This window comes from Geodermatophilus siccatus (assembly GCF_900103785.1).
GTDB lineage: Bacteria > Actinomycetota > Actinomycetes > Mycobacteriales > Geodermatophilaceae > Geodermatophilus > Geodermatophilus siccatus.
Window position 1 is genome coordinate 153173 of sequence record NZ_FNHE01000003.1, and the last position, 16631, is coordinate 169803.

The following is a 16631-nucleotide window of genomic DNA, read 5'->3' on the forward strand; positions in this document are numbered from 1 at the left end:
TGTCCAGGCGCCGGGCTACCCGTTCCCGCGCAGCCAGGCTGCTGCGCGGCCGCATCCAGGAGCCACCACCCGTGAACCCCGAGCAGATCCGGGCGGCGATCCGCGCTGCCCTCGCCCAGCGAGCCATCCACGAGCGGACGATCCGGCAGATCACCGGCGCGATCGGCGCCGGGATGCCCACCACCGCGCAGGCCGCGTCACTGCGCGCTGACCGGTCGGCGATCGTCGCGATCGACGCTGAACTCGACCAGCACCAGGCGTCGCTACAGGACGCCCAAGACGACCAGCAGCGGCACGCCCGCGCCGCCGAGATGCGCCGGCAAATGGGCGGCGCCCGCGTCACCGCCGAGCCGCGCACCTACGGCGAGCGGTCAGGGGAGTCCTTCGTCCGGGACGCGTTCACCTCCCGATTCCTCGGCGACACCCGCGCCGGTGATCGGCTCGCCCGCTCACAGCGGGAGGCCGCTGACAGCCTCGAGCAGCGCGCCGTCGGCACGTCCGGGTTCGCCGGGCTGGTGATCCCGCAGTATCTCGTCGATGCCGCCGCGCTCGCCCTTCGGTCCGGCCGACCGATCGCGAACAGCGCCGCGAAGCTGCCGCTGCCCGAGCAGGGCATGAGCCTGATCGTGCCCAAGAGCACCACCGGCGCCGGGGTCGGCAGCCAGGCCACCGAGCACTCAGCGGTGCTGAACACCGACGAGGTGTGGGCCAACATCACCGTGCCGGTCGCAACAATCGCCGGGCAGCAAGTTCTGTCCCGGCAGTCGATTGAGCGCGGCAGCCCGCAGCTCGACGCCCTGGTGATTAGCGACCTGGCCGCCGCCTACGCGGCTGAGGTTGAGCGCCAGATCGTCAACGGCTCCGGTGCGTCGGGGCAGATGCTCGGCATCCTCAGCACCGCCGGCGTCGCCACCTCGACCGCGTTCGGCGCCGCCGTCACCGCGGCCGCGTTCATGTCGAAGGTCGCCGGGGCAATCGCGTCCATCGCCGCCGCAGGGTCTGGGATCGCTGCGACCTATATCGCCATGCACCCGCGGCGGTGGGCGTGGCTGCTGTCGCAGAACGACAGCACCGGCCGCCCCCTCGTCTCGCCGATCGCGAACGGGCCGACCAGCGCCGCCGCCTCAACCGCCCCAGGCGCGTACGGCGGCGACGACGACCCGGTCGCCGGTATGACGATCGTCGGCTACCTGCACGGGCTGCCTGTGCTGACGTCGACCGCAATTCCAACGAACCTCGGCGGCGGGTCCACCGAGGACGTCGTGATCGTGTACGACAACCGGCAGGCGCTGCTGTGGGAGGACTCCGGCATGCCAAAGTTCCTCAACTTCGAGCAGCCCTACGCCGCCAGCCTAGGCGTGCTGATCGTCGGCTACGGGTACGCCGGCTTCACCGCGGCCCGCTACCCAAGTGGGTTCGCCCAGGTCGGCGGCGCCGACAGCAGCGGGACAACCGGGTTGCAGGCTCCTGCGTTCTAACGCCATGCCGGGGATGTCAGTACCGTCTGTGATGCTCTGCTTGTGTCCCTGTTATCCGGTCCACTGGCTGCCCTCGGGTTGTTCGCGCTCGGCATGGTAGTGACTGCTCCTGTGGCCGCTACCGCCCACATGGCTGAGGCGTTAATCCTGCAGAATGTCTTGCCTGATCCAACGCAGGCTCAGGGCAGGCGCCATCGACGCCCTTTTGTGATAGCGCGCTGGGCGGCCGCAGCCGTGCTGACAGTGTTCGGGGCTTTTCTGGTTCCGTTTCTTATAGTGATCTTTGCTGCCGCCCAAACCATAACCACGTGGGCCAGTTTCGGGCTGTGGGCGCTAGCGGCAGCCGTTCTCCTAGTGGGTCATGCATTACTCACACTGCGTACCGCGAGGCGAGGAAATCGACTTGTCCTTAGCGGCCGCGACCCGTGGGTGGCTCAGAATGGCGAGGCGCAACACCAGTGGCGCGTCTTGACGCGAGTAATGCCGTTGCGAGCCTGGGACATTATGTGGCTATTCGTTGCCCTCACGCCAGTGCTTGCGCTTTTCTTGAGAAGCTTTTGGCAGGCGCGCCCCAGCGCCCAAGGAGCCAACAGTGGAAACATTCTCGCTTCAATGTATGTGGCTCAGCTCTGCATGGTCTTGGCAGTGGTGGGCGTCTTGTGGCTGTTGGATCGCCTTACGCCTCAACTGACGTTGGCTCGCTGGGCAGCGGATAGCGACTCGAGGCGCGGTGCAAATTCCGGGCCGCTCTGGCTGGAGCGCACCGGTACGCCCGCGGCGAAATTGCTTAATGTCTGTGTGCGCCGGCGAGCTAGGCGCCTGCCCTCATCACTGAGGGACTCTTACCGCGAGGACTGCGCGAAATTGTCCGAGATTCTGCGCGTTGCACAGCTACAGCAGCGAACGCGGCCGGAGGTAGTGGACCTATCGCGAGCCGCGCTTCAATACAGTGCCAATATTGCCTGTTGCATCGACGTCGTGGAGGCAACGCGGCAGTTGCGCGCTTGGCTTGTGCGGCAAGGGTTATCAAGCTTTCCGGCTCCGCTGCCGACGAGGCGAGGGATCGATCCGGCGGTGAAGCTGGTTGGCAACCTGGCCGACCTTCTGCGGAATCTGATCTATATTGCCGTGGCCCTCGCCATACTTGTGGTCTTCCTGCGCGCCGGCGCGGGGTTTGCTGAATTCGTCCGACAGTTTCGCTGAGGGCATGTGCCTGTCTGGCCTACTCCTGTTTTGGACAGGTCCACTGTGCCCGGGGGCAACGAGCGAGCGATCGGCCGTCGGATCCCGGAAGCCTGGCAGTCGGATGTGGCTGAGCGTCTTTTTGCGCCTAGTCACCCCCGGACCCGCCACTGAACAGTCTCTCTCCCCGCCATATCACCGGTCACCGTGAGTGACGCCGCTGGCCTGGAGGTTGTTCGCCCGGGTCCGCCGTGCCCGGCGCCACTGGCTCACGGCGCTGCAGCCATACTGCACGGCGTGGTCCGATCTACCCGCACCGTCCGCGCTAGCGGCCCGACACCGTCCCGCTGACCGACTTGGGCATCAACGTCCCGACGGTGCTCGCGAGCGCTCTGCTCGCGGCCATCGTGGCCGTAGTGACCGCTGGCGCTGTTGCGCGGGGGAAGGCTCGAGCGGACCGGGATGTGGCCGCTCGTGCAGAGGTGCGAGCGGCGGTCCAGCCCGTACGGCAGGAACTGGCGCTCTGGGCTCGGCAGGGGATCCGAGAACGCGAACCCGGCCAGCCGGTCGCGACTGACGCCGAAGCCGTCACGAAGATCCTCTCGGTCATGCTCGATCTCCCGGCCTGGCGCCGCACGCTGGTTCGGCGACGCCTGCGGCGGCTCTTCGGCGGGACGTGGGTCAACTACCTAGAGCTGTTCCCGTACGACGCTGACAACCCCATGAACACGATGATCCGTGCGTCGGCATACGAACATCGGGTGGGAGGGCCGACCGGAGAGGGCACGCTGCTGACAGCAGGCCTGGTGCATCAGACGCTGTCGCTCGACGTCTTCGGCGGTTGGCCGGCGCAGCGTCTCGATCGAGAGCTCCGTCGGTTATCTGCGGCTCGTTAGCCCGAGTTGCCACATCCCCCGGGAATGACGGGTGCACTAGCTCTGTCATTCGTCTCTCGGTTCGACTGTTAGATGAGGCGCTTCAGTGACTCCTGGATCAGGAACAGCACCACGCCGCCAACTAAGCTCCCAATGACAGCCCACTTCGCGTTCTGGCGGCGGTTCTCTCTGTCGTAGCGGACCTTGTCTCGAGGAGTCGCGTCGATGAGGACACCGTTTCGGCGGCCGAGGTCGGCCTGCAGTAGCTTTTGAGCCCAAGTCGTCACGGCGGCGAGGGTGGTGGCAGTGACGACGGTGACCGGCGCGATCAACCATGCGGTCCCGTTACGAATGGAGAGGGCTGAAGCATAGGCCGTGCCACTAACGACAACGGCCGTGAGTACGGCCCAGCCTAGTGCGATGACCGGCCAAAGTCCGAACCGATAGCCGCTGTCCCGGATTAGGCGGTCAATAGCAGCATCGACTCTCGGCGCAATTTCCCGTACTTGTTCGGCCGCTCCCCAGGTGCCCACCTTCCCCGGCATGTCGGCCGTCAGAAAGGCGTTAGCTCCCACCGGCGGAGCCTGGACAGACTCCACACCAGCCCAGTGCCCCCCTTCCGGCGCGTAGGGAGTGATGGGCTGGGGGACCCAATGCATGCCTAGCATGACTCTCACGTGACCCAGGTGCTCGGAGCTGAGGGTGCTCTCTTCTCCGCGCCTGATGAGGCGGTGTTGGCTGTCAGTCACACGCAGGACGGGCAATCCCGTCAGTGCCTGTAGCTCCTCGGCGAAGTCCCAAACGGCACTGACGTTGACTCGCATGCGCGGCAACTCAACGGTGGTCTCGCTGACTCGTCGCGGCTGAGAGTTGGGCAGGTACCAGCGAGGGCGCACGGGCACAGTGTGCCGGGGTGCTTACCTTGCGTGGCAACGGAGGTAGTTGAGTCCGCCGCGGTCGCCGCGTCCGAGTGGAACACCTGTGTAGTAGGACTGGCTTCGAGCTGCGGGTGCCGCTGCCCGACGTGGTGGCGATGCAGACCCGCCAGCCCAACCTCGAGGGCGCCGGGGAGATCCCGCTGCGCCGGCTGGTGAAGGAGGCGCTGCGGATGCGGCCCTCCCGCATCGTCGTCGGCGAGGTGCGGCAGGAGGAGTGCCTCGACCTGCTGATCGCGCTGAACTCCGGGCTGCCCGGCATTTATCTGGGTGCCTGGCGGGCGTGTCATCACGTCACCGCCGAAGCCCGCACCTCCAGTCCGGATCAGAGGCCCTGTGCCTCGCTCTCCTCGGCGAGCGGCTCAGCGGGTCGGTGGCCGTCGTACGCCAAGGCGGGTCAGTAGCCGCTTCAGTCGGCACACCGGCGGCAGCGCCCGCCTGGATGGCGTCAACCCTCTGCGCTCATACTTCCTCGGCGGTCATGGCTTCGACGCTCGCCCGGAGCGCGGCTGGCGGAAGGGGACGAGCACATCACCTTTTGCCCTCTGTAGTGCTTCTCGCAGCCTCTGATTCTCTAGCGCAAGCACCTGGATCTGCTGAGCCATAACGTTCATGCTTTCCACCGCTGCGTTATGCTGCTCGTTCCGTTCGCGGAGTTTCCGCTCCAACTCCGCCACTTTGTCTTTGGCCGCGGCCCGCGCCGGTTCCTCGATGGCCTTGGAAAACTCGGCCGCCTGAGCGAGGAAGGCGGCCTTGAGGTGACCGGAGCGGTGGACTGTAGATAGGCTAACTCCTGCTTCGTCCGCCCAGGCCGCGAGTGTCTTCTTGCCATTCTGGTTGGCGGTTCCAGAGAAGATGCGGTCATGTGCGGAAGCCAACGCTTCTGCCGCCGACCTACTGATCTGCATCGCCCTCACCCTCGATCTTTGTGAGCACCGCTTGAGCCTCGCGGAGTTCGTTGTGCAGGATCGCCCGTTGCGGTGCTGATAGACCCTTTAGTTCGAGCATGACCATGGTGTCTGCTTCAATACGCCTCCAGGCCGGTGCATGGGCGCTAGTGATGCACGAGTTGGCGCAGCGCCCAGGTGTGCATCGAACGAGGACGGGGGCAGTTTCGTCATCGTGGCGGCAGAGTGCATTCGCCTCTTCGTAGTAGCAGGCGTTCAATGGACCTTCGTAGTAGTTGTGCGCGACGTTCGCGAGCATGGCTCTCTTTCGGCGCTCGTCGACCGGCGCGTAGCCGGGGAAGTCGCCAAGTTCTTCTCGTATGGCAGCCAGATCGGCGAAGAGTCGCTGATGGCCTCCGCGGCTTGGAATCACCCCGGCGATCATGTCGTCGTAGTGGTCCTCCATGTCCGCAAGGCGCGCAGCCGCCTCCTCGGCCTCGACCTCGGCGCGAAATCCCGATTCGCTGGTTCCGGCATAGCCTTGAAAGGTCGTCGCTCGCACGTGCTTGAACTGGCGCTTACCGGCGACGAAGCCGAACGGTTGCTCGGAGATGAACCATGCAAGCGTGCGCCGAAACTGACTTGTGGTGAACCGCCAGGGTGCATCGCCAGGGCTGGGAACTGGGTCGTGCGGACGAGTGAGATTGAGGTGGTCGCGAAACTCGTTGAGCAGGTCGTTGATGTGCTTGCCCAGGATGTTCTGTCTCCGGTCTGGGAGGGTGAACAGAAGAGTCGCGCTGGGGTTGATCCGCTGAAGGATGTCCAGTGCCTTGCTGACCTCTTCTACGACTACCCACGTGGCCCTTTGGCCCGTACTAGCCCGTCCCTTGTAGACAGTGCTCTCGACCTTGTGTCTGATGGTGCCGTCAGCAAGGTCCTCGGTGAAATAGCATCCCGGCTCCATGGCCTGCACTTCGCTGTCGCGCATGCCAGAGAGGAACGCGGTGACGACGTAGCAGGCCACGATTAAAAGTCGTCGCTCCTGGAAGGCGCTGATGCGGTCGAACCGAGCACGCCACGGCTGACCAGTTTCGGGGTCAATGGTGATGGGGGTGTCGAGCCCGCCAGGTTCAAGACCCAATCGGGCGGTGGCGTCGTTCAGCATCGCGGCGATGTAGGAGCGCCTGCCGACTCTGTTGTGAAGCCCCGCCAGGCCGAGACAGACAGCCGTGTTGAGTGTTCCTCCCTCGTCGGGCGTGGGGCGTCCTTTTGCGCGTGCAATCCGCATCGGCAGCATGGGCAGTCCGCGCCCCGCTAGTTGCCGGGCTTCCAGCCATCTGGCCAGCACGGCGATGGCCTCGTCCCGTGGGGGGTTGGCGTCCACCTCATCGAGGCGTCTGCACTCGTGCGTCACCGCCAGGATGTCCGGAGCGGCTGTCAGGACGTAGAAGAGCGCCCCGCGCAGGTAGGGCTCCATGACCTCCTTGGGGATACGCGGGGTCCTGTTCTCTTCCGGCTTGGGCTCCCCTACCGCAGCGCTTGGCGACAGGCCGTCCCAGGGGAAGACACTGAGCCGGTCATGGGTGAGCCAGTGGCCATGCTCGTAGATCCTCTTCAGCAGGGCGAGTCGATGACGGCGGATGAACACCGTCGCTGGCTGGTTCCTCGCTCCTAGGAGGTTGAGGAAATCGATCTGGTCCTGCTCAGTGAGGTCAGCCAACCGTAGGCTGCGTTGCTCCAGGAATGACAGGAGTAACCGCAGCCGCCCATGGTCGGTGTAGACCGAGACGATCGAGGGCAGCCGCCTGCCCTGCCGTTCTCGACGAACGAGCCGGGAATAGGTGAACTCCTTGGCGAGGAGCCGGTGATGCGGGTTCTCGATCTCGGTGAAGTCAATGAAGTAGTCGTGAGGGTAGTTGGTCCGGTGGGACGCTGGAGTCAGGTTCCAGTAGTCGTCGCCGAAGACCGGCAGGGGCGTGGCGTGGCCCTTGCGGAGAACGCGGCCAGCGAGCACATAGGCGTCGGGCTGGACATGAGCCGACTGCGGCGCAGCGCTAGGTTTCCATCCTCCATAGACGAGCCGGAGCCCCGTCCAGTTCGAGGAGTCGTCAGCCACGGCGGGCTTCTGCATCTGGGAGAAGGGGCGGCACGTGAAGCACGCTGGCGTCGGACTCTGCTATCGCCTTTGCCTGAATGACGAGCGACTCGGGAAATGAAGGGATGATCTGCGTGACGGCGCGGCGGTAGGGCCTGCCGTAGGTGGCCTCCCATTCTCGTTCGTTGAGGCGCTCGCGCTGGTGCTCGGCCATGCTCACGAAGGCCAAGACGGCGGGCAACTTGCCGCTGTGCACGACCGCGTTCCTGCATTCCCAGCAACCCCAGACGGCGGCTGGACAGGCGGTGCCTGCTGGAGCAAACGGGCTGTTGAAGAAGTCCTTGCAGTCCGCGACCCAGACGTTATGTCCGCCGCTCATCATTTCGGCGGCGACTTGCCTGCTCACTTCGAGCGCCGCGGCAGCATCTTCCGGGGCAGCACGTAACCGCGCTTCCTTCTCGACAGTGAGCACGGTGCACGAGTCCATAAGCATCTGGATGCCGTCGGCCACCGCCTGGTCGTGAGCAGCCTCCAGGGCCGGAACGTCGGCATAGTGGTTGACCGCGACCTCGACGCTGTGTCCTTGGACCCAGAGCGAGGGGTCGCCGCCCACGGCACGGTAATGGCTGGCCTTCCAGGTCTTCCGGAGCCTGCGCAATAGCAGGACCAGTGGGCGCCCGTCGTCGTCCCTGAGGCCATGTCGCTCGACAAAGCGCATCATCGCGTCGGCCTGGACGAGTTCGCCTGCCGCTCGTCGTTGGCGCTGCTTCTGGCCGAAACTACTGAACCTGGCTCGCCGCAGTGCCCCTCGGTCGTAGTAGATCCATAGGGCGTTGTGGTGCTCTTCGTCGGTGTTGGTCTCTTCCCAGTGCTTGCGGGCCGTGGCGGTTAGGCGTAACGCCGTCCGGATGATTCCGCCAGGAGTCCGAAGGCCGCCGTCCCGAACGCGCAAGGTGTTCCACGTATGACCGTGTCGACGTCGCTTGAGGTAAGTGACCGTGACGTAGCCGCGCTCCGGGTTGGAGAGGCAGTCAGCCTTCAGGGTCTTGACGGATTCGATCTCCAGGCCGCATGCCAGCGAGAGCGCGACCCAGAGGGCCAGGAGGTCCTGCCCGGTCGGATAGACAAGTTGGTTGAGCGGTTGGAGGGAGTTGGTGTTGTGCCATCTGGCAGGGACATGCGGTCGGAGCCCGGCCCAACCCAACACACCCCGCTCATGGATCAGCCACACCAAGTTGCTGCGGTTCTCGTACCCGTATTGAGCCGGGTCCTTGCCCTCCGCGAGTAGGGCCGCGCCCTCAACGGTGATCCGCTCAATCGCCGCCACGATGTCCCGTTGGGCTGCGGCGCGCAGCCGCTGGCCGACAGCCTCGGAGTAGGGATCGATGTGGCCGTCCTCACCGACTTCGCCCTCGGCGTTGTAGCGCAGCCGATACCTCATCTCGTCGGTCAACGCCTCCGGCCGTAGGCGGCCTACTTCCCGAAGAAGCGTGACCACCTGGCTCGTTCGGACGTACGGGTTCTTTGCGGACGACGAGGACGCCTCCTCGCGTAGGTGGTTCTCGAATCGCGCTAGATGAGCCGGAGTCAGGTCGCGGGTCGACATCGACGCGTTGTCGGGCTGGTCGTGCGCTAGCCATGCGTCGAAGGTGCGAATCCCGACCGCGTACTGAGCGATAGAGCCGGGGGTCTTGAGTCGTTGGGCCACCCTTGTCAAGGAGTCCAGCGCCTCGACCAGTTGGCGGACCAGCACCAGACAGAGAGCGTCCGTGAAGTGGATCACCACATCCGCTCGACCAGGAAGCCGGACCGTGAGGACCAGTAATGCCAGCGCCCTCGGGGCCGACTCGGGCTCCTCAGCGACGGCCGGACTGAATCGAACCGTGCGCCGACCGCGCTCGACTGCCCTCCTCACGCGGCCTCACTCTCGGCCACTAAGGATTCCCACTGTTCGACTGCGTCGTCGAGGTACTCCTGGGCCTCAGCCAACGTGTCGAGGTAGCGCAAGGTAGTGGTCGGGTGTCGGTGGCCAAGCATGCTCTGCAACTTCTTCAACGGCTCGGTCAGGTGTCGGGCATACGCGCTACGCCTTCCCTCCCGAGCCAGCGCCGCGTGGGCCTCTACCAGTCGGCTGAGCATGTGAACCGCGAACGTGTGCCGCAAGGTATGAGGCGTTGCTCCGATGTCTAGCCCGAGTCGCTGACATCGAGCGCTCGCCGACTGGAAGATGCCCTCCCACGTGTCGAGCGCCATCGGACCACCGTCCTCGCCGAGCCAGAGGGCCAGCGGTTCTACCGGCTCGCCTGTGTCGGAGACGAGTAGCAGTCGGAGACGTTCGTCCACATCAAGGTCCCGCAACTCGTAGACCTTGAGCCCTCCGTCGCCACTCCTCATCTCAACGCGGCCAGCCCCCACGCGTTTACACGCCAGCCAATCGTCCGTCAGGTAGATCCCGCGCCCACGCCCGACCGCGATCGCATTCCCACGCTCAATGGAGAGGTACTCATGCAGCCCGCGATAGATGCGCCACGGTAGCCGGATGCGACGCCCCCGCCTGCGCTTGGCGACGGCCGAAGCGAGCCGGAAAACCTGCGTGCGCTGGACCATGCCAGGAATCTTCGGTGGCAAGTCCGCCGTTGTGAGGGATCCGCCTTCACGTAGCCGCATGCCGGTCATCGCTAGCGTCTGACACATCAGAGCGTTCCGCTCGGCGTTTCTCAAACGGGACCGAGGGTCATCGGCGCCACTGAGCAACTTCCCCTTCATTCCAACGTCTCTGAAGTGGCGGTACTCGGGAACAGTCAGATACCTGGCCCCCTCGACGTCACCGTTCAATTCATAGGCGCTATTGACCTGTCGGGACGCAAATCCTCCCGACGCCAGCCGATAGCGGACAGTTCTGTAGTGGAAGGGCAAGTCGGCGGTCCAGCCCTGTCGCCTCCCGTAGTTGTAGAGGTTGTCCAGCGCTGCAATGCCGCGGTCCCAGGTCGTCGAAGAGATGGCCTTGCCGTCGGGAGGCTTCACCAGGCGCCGCGCCGCGTAGTAGGCGACAAGGTCATCCTCGTTCGCCTCCCAGACGCCCTTGCCTCGCGCTTCTCGGAGGAAGCGCGCCCACGTCAGAACGTCCCTGCCGTATGCCTTCCACGTGTTCGCCGCTGGCGCTCCGCTCGTGGGCAGTGAGCGCGTCCACTGGCTGAGCCGGAGGTCGTAGGAGCCGTCATCCCCGATGAAGAAGGGCATCCCCGGTGGGACTAGGAGCGCATCGGTCAGGACGGACGCAAGCCGCTTGCCTTCGACCGGATCACCCAGCGTCGGGGACGCTCGGAGCACGTCGGGGTCGGTGTGAAACATCTCCATGATCGGTGACGCTGCCGCGGGTCAACGGAGCCCGAGTCGCTGGTCCTCGGAGCAGCAGGCCCGGTCGGCGGGGTCGGTCGGAAGGCCATCACGCGCCTTGTCGGGCCTGCGAGTGTCACGTCTTGAGCGAGACATGGGACCGGACCAATGAAGAGCGAGTGATGGCGCATCCATGGGGCTCTTCTACATTACCCACTGCGCCAAGGGCAACCCATTCCGGCATGCGCCCGGATTGCGCGTACCGGCCTTATGCAGCCATTGTGTCAAGCACTGCCGGTACGAATCCCACATTTCCCTTGCGTAGCAAGGAAAGTTCCGGACGTCGGCAACAAGAAGCGGCTCGACCAAGGGTCACGGTGACTCGCGGGATGGGCTCAGTTCGGGCCAGGTCCTGGCTAGGGCGGGGCGGTCCCGCCCGCGGTCGCCGCGGCTCGGGCAGCCTCCTGGTCCGCTCCAGGAGGCCCGTGACCCCAGGGTGCGGCCACTCACCCTGGGGTCGGCTCAACGAGGTGGAAGGTCTTCCGCCAGGATCTGGAAGTGAGGTGGCGGAGGCGTGGTGGCCTGGCACCCCACGCGTCGCACCTTCACCTCGATCTGCACGACCTCATGAGGCCCACCGATGGCCGTCCACCCCGTCATGCCGTCCTCGACGTCAAGGGGGTTGCGAAGCACGTGCGCAACCGATTCCACGATCTTGAGGGGGTCTGGAGAGACGAGCGGCGTTATTGAGACCACGTCGGCGAGGGGAATGCCGAAGTACGCCCCGTCATCCAACTCGACATCCAATCCGGGAAGGCGTGCCTCCCCCTCTGGCGCACCCTCGTCCCGGAACCAGATCGGGCCTACAGGGCGGCCCGTCACTCGCTGTCCATCCCTCGTGACCACGACGATGCGTTCCTGCATACCTAGCCAAGCAGCCGTGTGGCTCTCGCCGGTCTCCGTCGCCGCGCGCCAGCAGGTGCAGCCGTCCGATGCGTGGGGCATGGGCCTCCTCACGGTCGCGAGCGCCCGCCTCCCCAGCAACGATCCAAGGAGACGATCAACACCCGAACCCAGCATAAATGCTGTGGTGACCGGCTGGGAGTCCGCAGACGGTTACATGTCGTGCCCGGCCGCAAGTCCACGCCTCACGTCAGGCTGTCTCCCGAGAGAAGCAAGGCCCTAGGAGAGCGAGTTCGCCAGGCACGACAGCATGCAGAGGTGACCCAAGAAGCGCTCTCCCACGCGTCAGGCGTTGGGGCCGAACACATCCAGCGGATCGAACGCGGGGCCGCCAACCCGACCGTCGCGACCATCTACGCGATCGGGGACGCGCTCCAAGTGCAGGCTCGGACCCTGATGCCGGACTAACGAGGCGCCCGGCGTGGCCGGCGCCTGCTGTCGCATACGGCCCTAACGACGCGGCGCCCGGAGGGTTAGCCCTCACCGCTCCCGGCGGCCGTGCTCCGTCTGGTGATCGGTCACGGCTCCCAGGTCCACGGAGTCGTCCTGCGAGGCGTCGGACTCGATGCGGACCTCTTGAGGCTTCTCGCGGGAGGTGTCGTCCTGCCGTGAGGCGCTTCCGGGACCGGGACCGTCTCTGGCGCCGCCGCAATGCTCAAGGCGCCCGCCGAGCGCGTCTGCCACCGCGCGGCTGTACGTCACTCGTCACTCGGTGAAGCCCCGAGCGGCGACACGCCACCGGAACAGCGAGCGCTGAGACGGTGACACCGCGTAGAACCTGATGGTGCGCGTCTCGCAACTTAAGGTTCACGACTTCCGAGGGTGGTCGTCCCTCGACCTGAAGCCTCGCGGTCATGTCGTCCTGGCTGGCGTTCCTCGGTCGGGACGCAGTGACATCATCGCGGCCCTCCGCTGTGTACTGGATGCGGGAAGCACACGCGCCCAGCCTCGTCTCAGCGACCTCCACCAGTGGGGCTCCAGTGGGGCCGCTCCCGCCTCGGCCTTGCATCAAGCCACGGAGCCGGACGCATCCGACATCGCTGAGTCGGAACTTCAGAGTGCTGCCGCTAACGCGGTCCCTGAGGAGACCGTCTACCGCGCTGATGAGTGCCTCGTCGAGGTGACGCTGATCGACCTCGACCCGGAGGTGCAGCAACTGTTCGACGGGTTCTTGGAGCCCCAGGACGAGCAAGGGCTGGCGGCTACTGGGGACCCGGCGCCGAGCGCGAGGTTCTGTGTCCGTCTCGCGTATCGCTTGACGTATGACGCTGTCACCGATGCTCTTGATCACTTCGTCTACTACCCGGTCAGGAGCAATCCTGCATCGGGGCAGTTCGTTCGAGTTCCTGCGGCCGTCCGTCGAGCACTTCCTGTGGTGATTTTGCAGCCTGGCCAGCCGCTTCAGTTGCGAGCCGAGGGCGCGCTTCGTCGGATCCTGTCGGATCGCGACCCCGCGGAGACGCTGGCCGCGTTTGAGCGTCTGGCCGACTCGGTTGCCGTCGCGACTTCCATGCTTGGAAGCGAGCCGACCGTCACGGAGGCCGTAGACGCAGTCCTAGATGCGGCGGCACTTGGCGGCCGACTTGGAGACTTCAAGACGACGTCGGAGCATGTCAGTTTCGCCGCGGAGGACGGCAGTTTGAGCGCCCTTCTGCGGGCGGTCCAGCCAGCGCTCCGGCTGGATGGTGCTGGCACCCTTCCGCTGATAAGCCACGGAAGCACGGTCGCTGCCATTATTTCGGCCGCTGAAGCCGTCCTTCAGGCACAGGTTCCGGGCGCGGTCGTTCTGTCTGATGACTTCGGAGATCAACTGGATGCTCCGACAGCAGAGCACCTGGCCGGGATCATTCGTTCCAAGGCTGGACAGGCGTGGCTCTCGACAAGGCGCCCTGACGTGGTCCGGGCCTTCTTACCTGCCGAATTGGTGCGCCTGACGCGGCATGACGGTGCACGAAAGCACCACCAACTGGGGCGTCCCCGTGACAAGAAGGACCTCATTGCTCTCCGCCAACTCCATACGCAACTGTTGGCCGCGGTCACCTCGCCGAGCGTTGCTATAACAGAGGGGCCTCACGACGTGGCCGCGTTCGGCTTTGTCGACCGGCACCGGAAGGCCCAGCGCCGCATGTCTGCTCATGGGGTTCGCCTAGTTGCTGCGGGCATGGGCGGAGATGGAGGCACTGCACAGATTCCCAAAGTTGCCCAACTGGCTCATGAGTTGGGATTCCACGTCGTTGCCGTAGTGGATGGCGACAAGTCGTCGACACAGACAGACGCAGAACTGAAGGCAATCGAGGCAGCCTGCGATGCGGTAGTTCGCTTGCCTGACGGCGTCGCGATCGAAGCGGCCATCGTGATGGGATTCGATTCGTTAGCGCTTCGTGCAGCGAGTTCGACGCTGCCACTCTATGGCTTCACAGATCCCTTGGCTGCGGTAACGAATGACGCCGAGGCGCTCACGGCGATCATCAAGGCGCTGCACAAGTACGGCTACCACGAGCAGTTCTTGTCAGCCTTGGTCGCTGAGACACGCCTCCTCCCCACACTGGCCTGCCGTGCTCTGGACGCGATCGCCCAGGGGAGTAATCCCTCACATTCGGGCGCGAAGACCCTGCTCGTCTCCGCGCTAGAGACGACGGACAGCCAGTGACGTACACGCCCACCCCTGAGCAGATCAAGGTCATCAACGCCACGGACCCTGTGCTAGTCGTGTTGGGTGGAGCCGGTACGGGGAAGACCACTACGGCAGCCGTTGCGGCTAGGAAGCGCATCGAGGATGCAGAGTCGGAACGCCTCCGGGTGAGGCGGGATGCTCTGCTCAGTGGCAAGCGAGCGAAACAACGACCTCCGGCGCGAGCCCTCTTCTTGTCGTTCTCGCGCACCGCTGTCGCTCAGGTGATCGATCGGGCCAGCAGTGTCATCGGCCCCACGCTCCAGCGCCTCGACGTGGCGACCTTTGACGGATTCGCGTGGAGGGTGATCAACGACTTCGGCGCCCACTACGGATACCCGCCGCCGCAGTCGGTCGTCTCCGCCGCCAGCGCCAAGGTGCCCGGCGCCCCGCAGGGGCTCACCTACCAGCAACTGATCCCTGCGGCGCGCAAACTGCTGGCGCTGTCAAACGTTGGCGCTCACTACGACGACCGCTACTGCCTTGTCATCTGCGACGAGTTTCAGGACACGAACGACCTGGAATGGGAGTTCATGCAGGAGATCGCCCCCGCAGCGCCACGGATGCTGCTCGGCGATGCCAACCAATGCATCTACGCTGACATGAAGAGGATTGATCCGGAGGTCCGTATCGCTGACGCGTGCGCGTTGCCGGGCGCCCAACGTGTTGACCTGTCAGCCGAGAGTCATCGGGACCCAAGCCAGGTCCTGCCCGCCGCCGCCGCTGCTGCTCTGCGCCGGAAGTTCTCACACCCATACGTCGCGACGGCGGCATCCTCAGGGCGTCTTCGAGTGACCCGGAAGAGGAGCCCGAAGGGTTATGCAGAGATAGTTGACCTGACCGCCCGAGCACGGCACGAAGGCAGAACGGTCAACATCTTCACGCACACGAACAATGCAACGGCCGACCTATCCGACGCCCTCACCGACGCAGACGTGCGGCACGAGCAAGTCGGCTTCGGCGAGGCGCATGGCGAGGCGCTTTCGGCCCAACTAGAACTCCTGCGGTACGCCTGGCGCCAAGAGGCCGCCCCACGCCGAGCGCTAGCCGTCTACATGACCGCCAACTATCGCGGCAAGACCCTGCCTGACCTTGCGCAGCAGGTGCTTGACCGAACCAATCCAGCCCTAGAACGGCAGATCGAAGACCTCGCGAACAACCTCGTCACCGCCGGGGACCTAAGAGACGTAGAAGCCCTTGCCCAGCACGTCCGAGAGGCATACGCCCATGTCGGTATGGAGCGCGGACAAGAGACCTGGACTCAAGCGTCGGCCCAGTTTCGCAGTGCCCTCAACCTGCTGAACGTCAGCACCGGCAGCATCGCTGCCGTCGAGGCTCAACTCGGACAGGCGCATGACGACACCTTGCTCAACTGCCATCGCCAGGCCGCCCGGCAAGTCCAGGTGATGAACCTTCATCAGACCAAAGGCCGGGAAGCGGACGTTACTCTGCTCCTACTTCAGGAGGACGAATGGCATGGCCGGGAGAGGGAGCCCTTCCCCAAGGGTTCACGTCTCTTGTACGTGGTGATGACAAGGGCCCGGCAAGAAGCACACATCGTATGCGGGACAGAAGTCCACGCACTGTGGCGACCGCTCGTGGAAGCAGTGGAGAAGTCTCAGCCTTGACGGTCGGTCTGGCGGGCAGTCGGGCATAGCGGGAGCCCCTACCGGCCCGCCAGTGGTTGGCAGAGGAGAAGCGGTGGGGTAGACCGATGCCGTGACGACGCCCACGACCGAGCAGATTGCGATCTTGCTCGGGCTCGGCGGAGAGTTCCAGAGTGACGACGGGCTCACCTCCGTCACGCGGGCGCGACTGTCCTCCGGTGACAAGTTCGACGTCCTCTGTTCCTGCCGCGAGTGGCTCGGATGGAGCGAGTGCCCGTTCGCTAGCCCATGGCAGCCGAGGGCATGGGAGCGACCTGTCTTTTCGAGTCTTGAGGGGGTCGCAGCGCGGGTGTCTGCTCATCTGGCGGAGCGCCCCGTATGGCGCCCAGGCAGAGGAGTCAGGGCCTGACTGCGATTGACGCTTAGAGCCGAGCGCGCACGCTCGCCGCGAGGCGCAAGGGTTGGCCGACTGCTGCCCGCCAGACTGTAGGAGCCAGCGCCGCCCCATCCGGATCCCGAGACTCCAGGCAGTGACCGGTTACCTTCGGCGGTGCGCCGCGCACGAAGCGTGGTGCGCGATCGAGCGCCAGACTCACGGGGGA

General features: G+C 65.2%; 13 protein-coding genes. 7 read left to right on the forward strand and 6 right to left on the reverse strand.

Annotation, left to right across the window (positions count from 1 at the left end):
* The first annotated feature begins 71 nt into the window (after positions 1-71).
* From BLS21_RS06630 to BLS21_RS06635, 3 genes are all read left to right on the forward strand, one after another.
* Positions 72-1478 (forward strand): phage major capsid protein, encoded by a 1407-nt coding sequence (locus tag BLS21_RS06630; RefSeq protein ID WP_091215495.1) that lies wholly within the window; start codon positions 72-74, stop codon positions 1476-1478.
* A 978-nt stretch (positions 1479-2456) separates the two neighbouring features.
* Entirely contained in the window at positions 2457-2681 is a 225-nt protein-coding gene (locus BLS21_RS24525; RefSeq protein WP_139177035.1) for a hypothetical protein, read from the forward strand.
* Positions 2682-3016: 335 nt separating this feature from the next.
* A complete protein-coding gene (locus BLS21_RS06635; protein WP_139177036.1) occupies positions 3017-3556 on the forward strand; it encodes a hypothetical protein in 540 nt (179 codons plus the stop codon).
* 68 nt (positions 3557-3624) lie between these two features.
* Here BLS21_RS06635 and BLS21_RS06640 read toward each other — a convergent pair whose 3' ends face one another.
* Positions 3625-4110 carry a hypothetical protein gene (locus BLS21_RS06640; RefSeq protein WP_139177037.1) on the reverse strand — a complete coding sequence of 162 codons (486 nt, stop codon included), beginning with the start codon at positions 4108-4110 and terminating at the stop codon, positions 3625-3627.
* A gap of 434 nt (positions 4111-4544) precedes the next feature.
* Here BLS21_RS06640 and BLS21_RS25795 point away from each other — a divergent pair, with 434 nt between their 5' ends.
* Positions 4545-4874 carry an ATPase, T2SS/T4P/T4SS family gene (locus BLS21_RS25795; protein WP_245700116.1) on the forward strand — a complete coding sequence of 110 codons (330 nt, stop codon included), beginning with the start codon at positions 4545-4547 and terminating at the stop codon, positions 4872-4874.
* Positions 4875-4949: 75 nt separating this feature from the next.
* Here the strand turns inward: BLS21_RS25795 and BLS21_RS24535 are convergent, their stop codons facing one another.
* The 5 genes from BLS21_RS24535 to BLS21_RS06665 all read right to left on the reverse strand — a co-directional run bounded on the left by BLS21_RS24535 (position 4950) and on the right by BLS21_RS06665 (position 11793).
* Positions 4950-5378, reverse strand: coding sequence for a hypothetical protein (locus BLS21_RS24535; RefSeq protein WP_139177038.1), 429 nt, complete (start codon positions 5376-5378; stop codon positions 4950-4952).
* Positions 5365-7473 (reverse strand): hypothetical protein, encoded by a 2109-nt coding sequence (locus BLS21_RS06650; protein ID WP_139177039.1) that lies wholly within the window; start codon positions 7471-7473, stop codon positions 5365-5367. Before BLS21_RS06650 ends, BLS21_RS24535 begins: the two co-directional genes overlap by 14 nt.
* Positions 7466-9235 (reverse strand): hypothetical protein, encoded by a 1770-nt coding sequence (locus BLS21_RS06655; protein ID WP_139177040.1) that lies wholly within the window; start codon positions 9233-9235, stop codon positions 7466-7468. The genes BLS21_RS06650 and BLS21_RS06655 overlap by 8 nt, the downstream gene beginning before the upstream one ends.
* 128 nt (positions 9236-9363) lie before the next feature.
* Positions 9364-10809: a tyrosine-type recombinase/integrase gene (locus tag BLS21_RS06660; RefSeq protein ID WP_091215508.1), complete on the reverse strand. Its 1446-nt coding sequence runs from the start codon at positions 10807-10809 to the stop codon at positions 9364-9366.
* 501 nt (positions 10810-11310) lie between these two features.
* Positions 11311-11793 carry a hypothetical protein gene (locus BLS21_RS06665; protein ID WP_175479464.1) on the reverse strand — a complete coding sequence of 161 codons (483 nt, stop codon included), beginning with the start codon at positions 11791-11793 and terminating at the stop codon, positions 11311-11313.
* Positions 11794-11913: 120 nt separating this feature from the next.
* Here BLS21_RS06665 and BLS21_RS26415 point away from each other — a divergent pair, with 120 nt between their 5' ends.
* The 3 genes from BLS21_RS26415 (at position 11914) to BLS21_RS06685 (ending at position 16050) form a co-directional block, all read left to right on the forward strand.
* Positions 11914-12159: a helix-turn-helix domain-containing protein gene (locus BLS21_RS26415; RefSeq protein WP_175479465.1), complete on the forward strand. Its 246-nt coding sequence runs from the start codon at positions 11914-11916 to the stop codon at positions 12157-12159.
* A 712-nt stretch (positions 12160-12871) separates the two neighbouring features.
* On the forward strand, positions 12872-14401 hold the full coding sequence (locus BLS21_RS06680; protein ID WP_175479466.1) for a hypothetical protein: 1530 nt from the start codon (positions 12872-12874) through the stop codon (positions 14399-14401).
* Positions 14398-16050 (forward strand): UvrD-helicase domain-containing protein, encoded by a 1653-nt coding sequence (locus tag BLS21_RS06685; RefSeq protein WP_091215520.1) that lies wholly within the window; start codon positions 14398-14400, stop codon positions 16048-16050. Before BLS21_RS06680 ends, BLS21_RS06685 begins: the two co-directional genes overlap by 4 nt.
* Positions 16051-16631: the final 581 nt, after the last annotated feature.

Coding starts and splice junctions, on each gene's coding strand:
- BLS21_RS24535 (WP_139177038.1), bottom strand. CDS start 5,378: ATGCAGATCAGTAGGTCGGCGGCAGAAGCGTTGGCTTCCGCACATGAC.
- BLS21_RS06660 (WP_091215508.1), bottom strand. CDS start 10,809: ATGGAGATGTTTCACACCGACCCCGACGTGCTCCGAGCGTCCCCGACG.
- BLS21_RS06665 (WP_175479464.1), bottom strand. CDS start 11,793: ATGCCCCACGCATCGGACGGCTGCACCTGCTGGCGCGCGGCGACGGAG.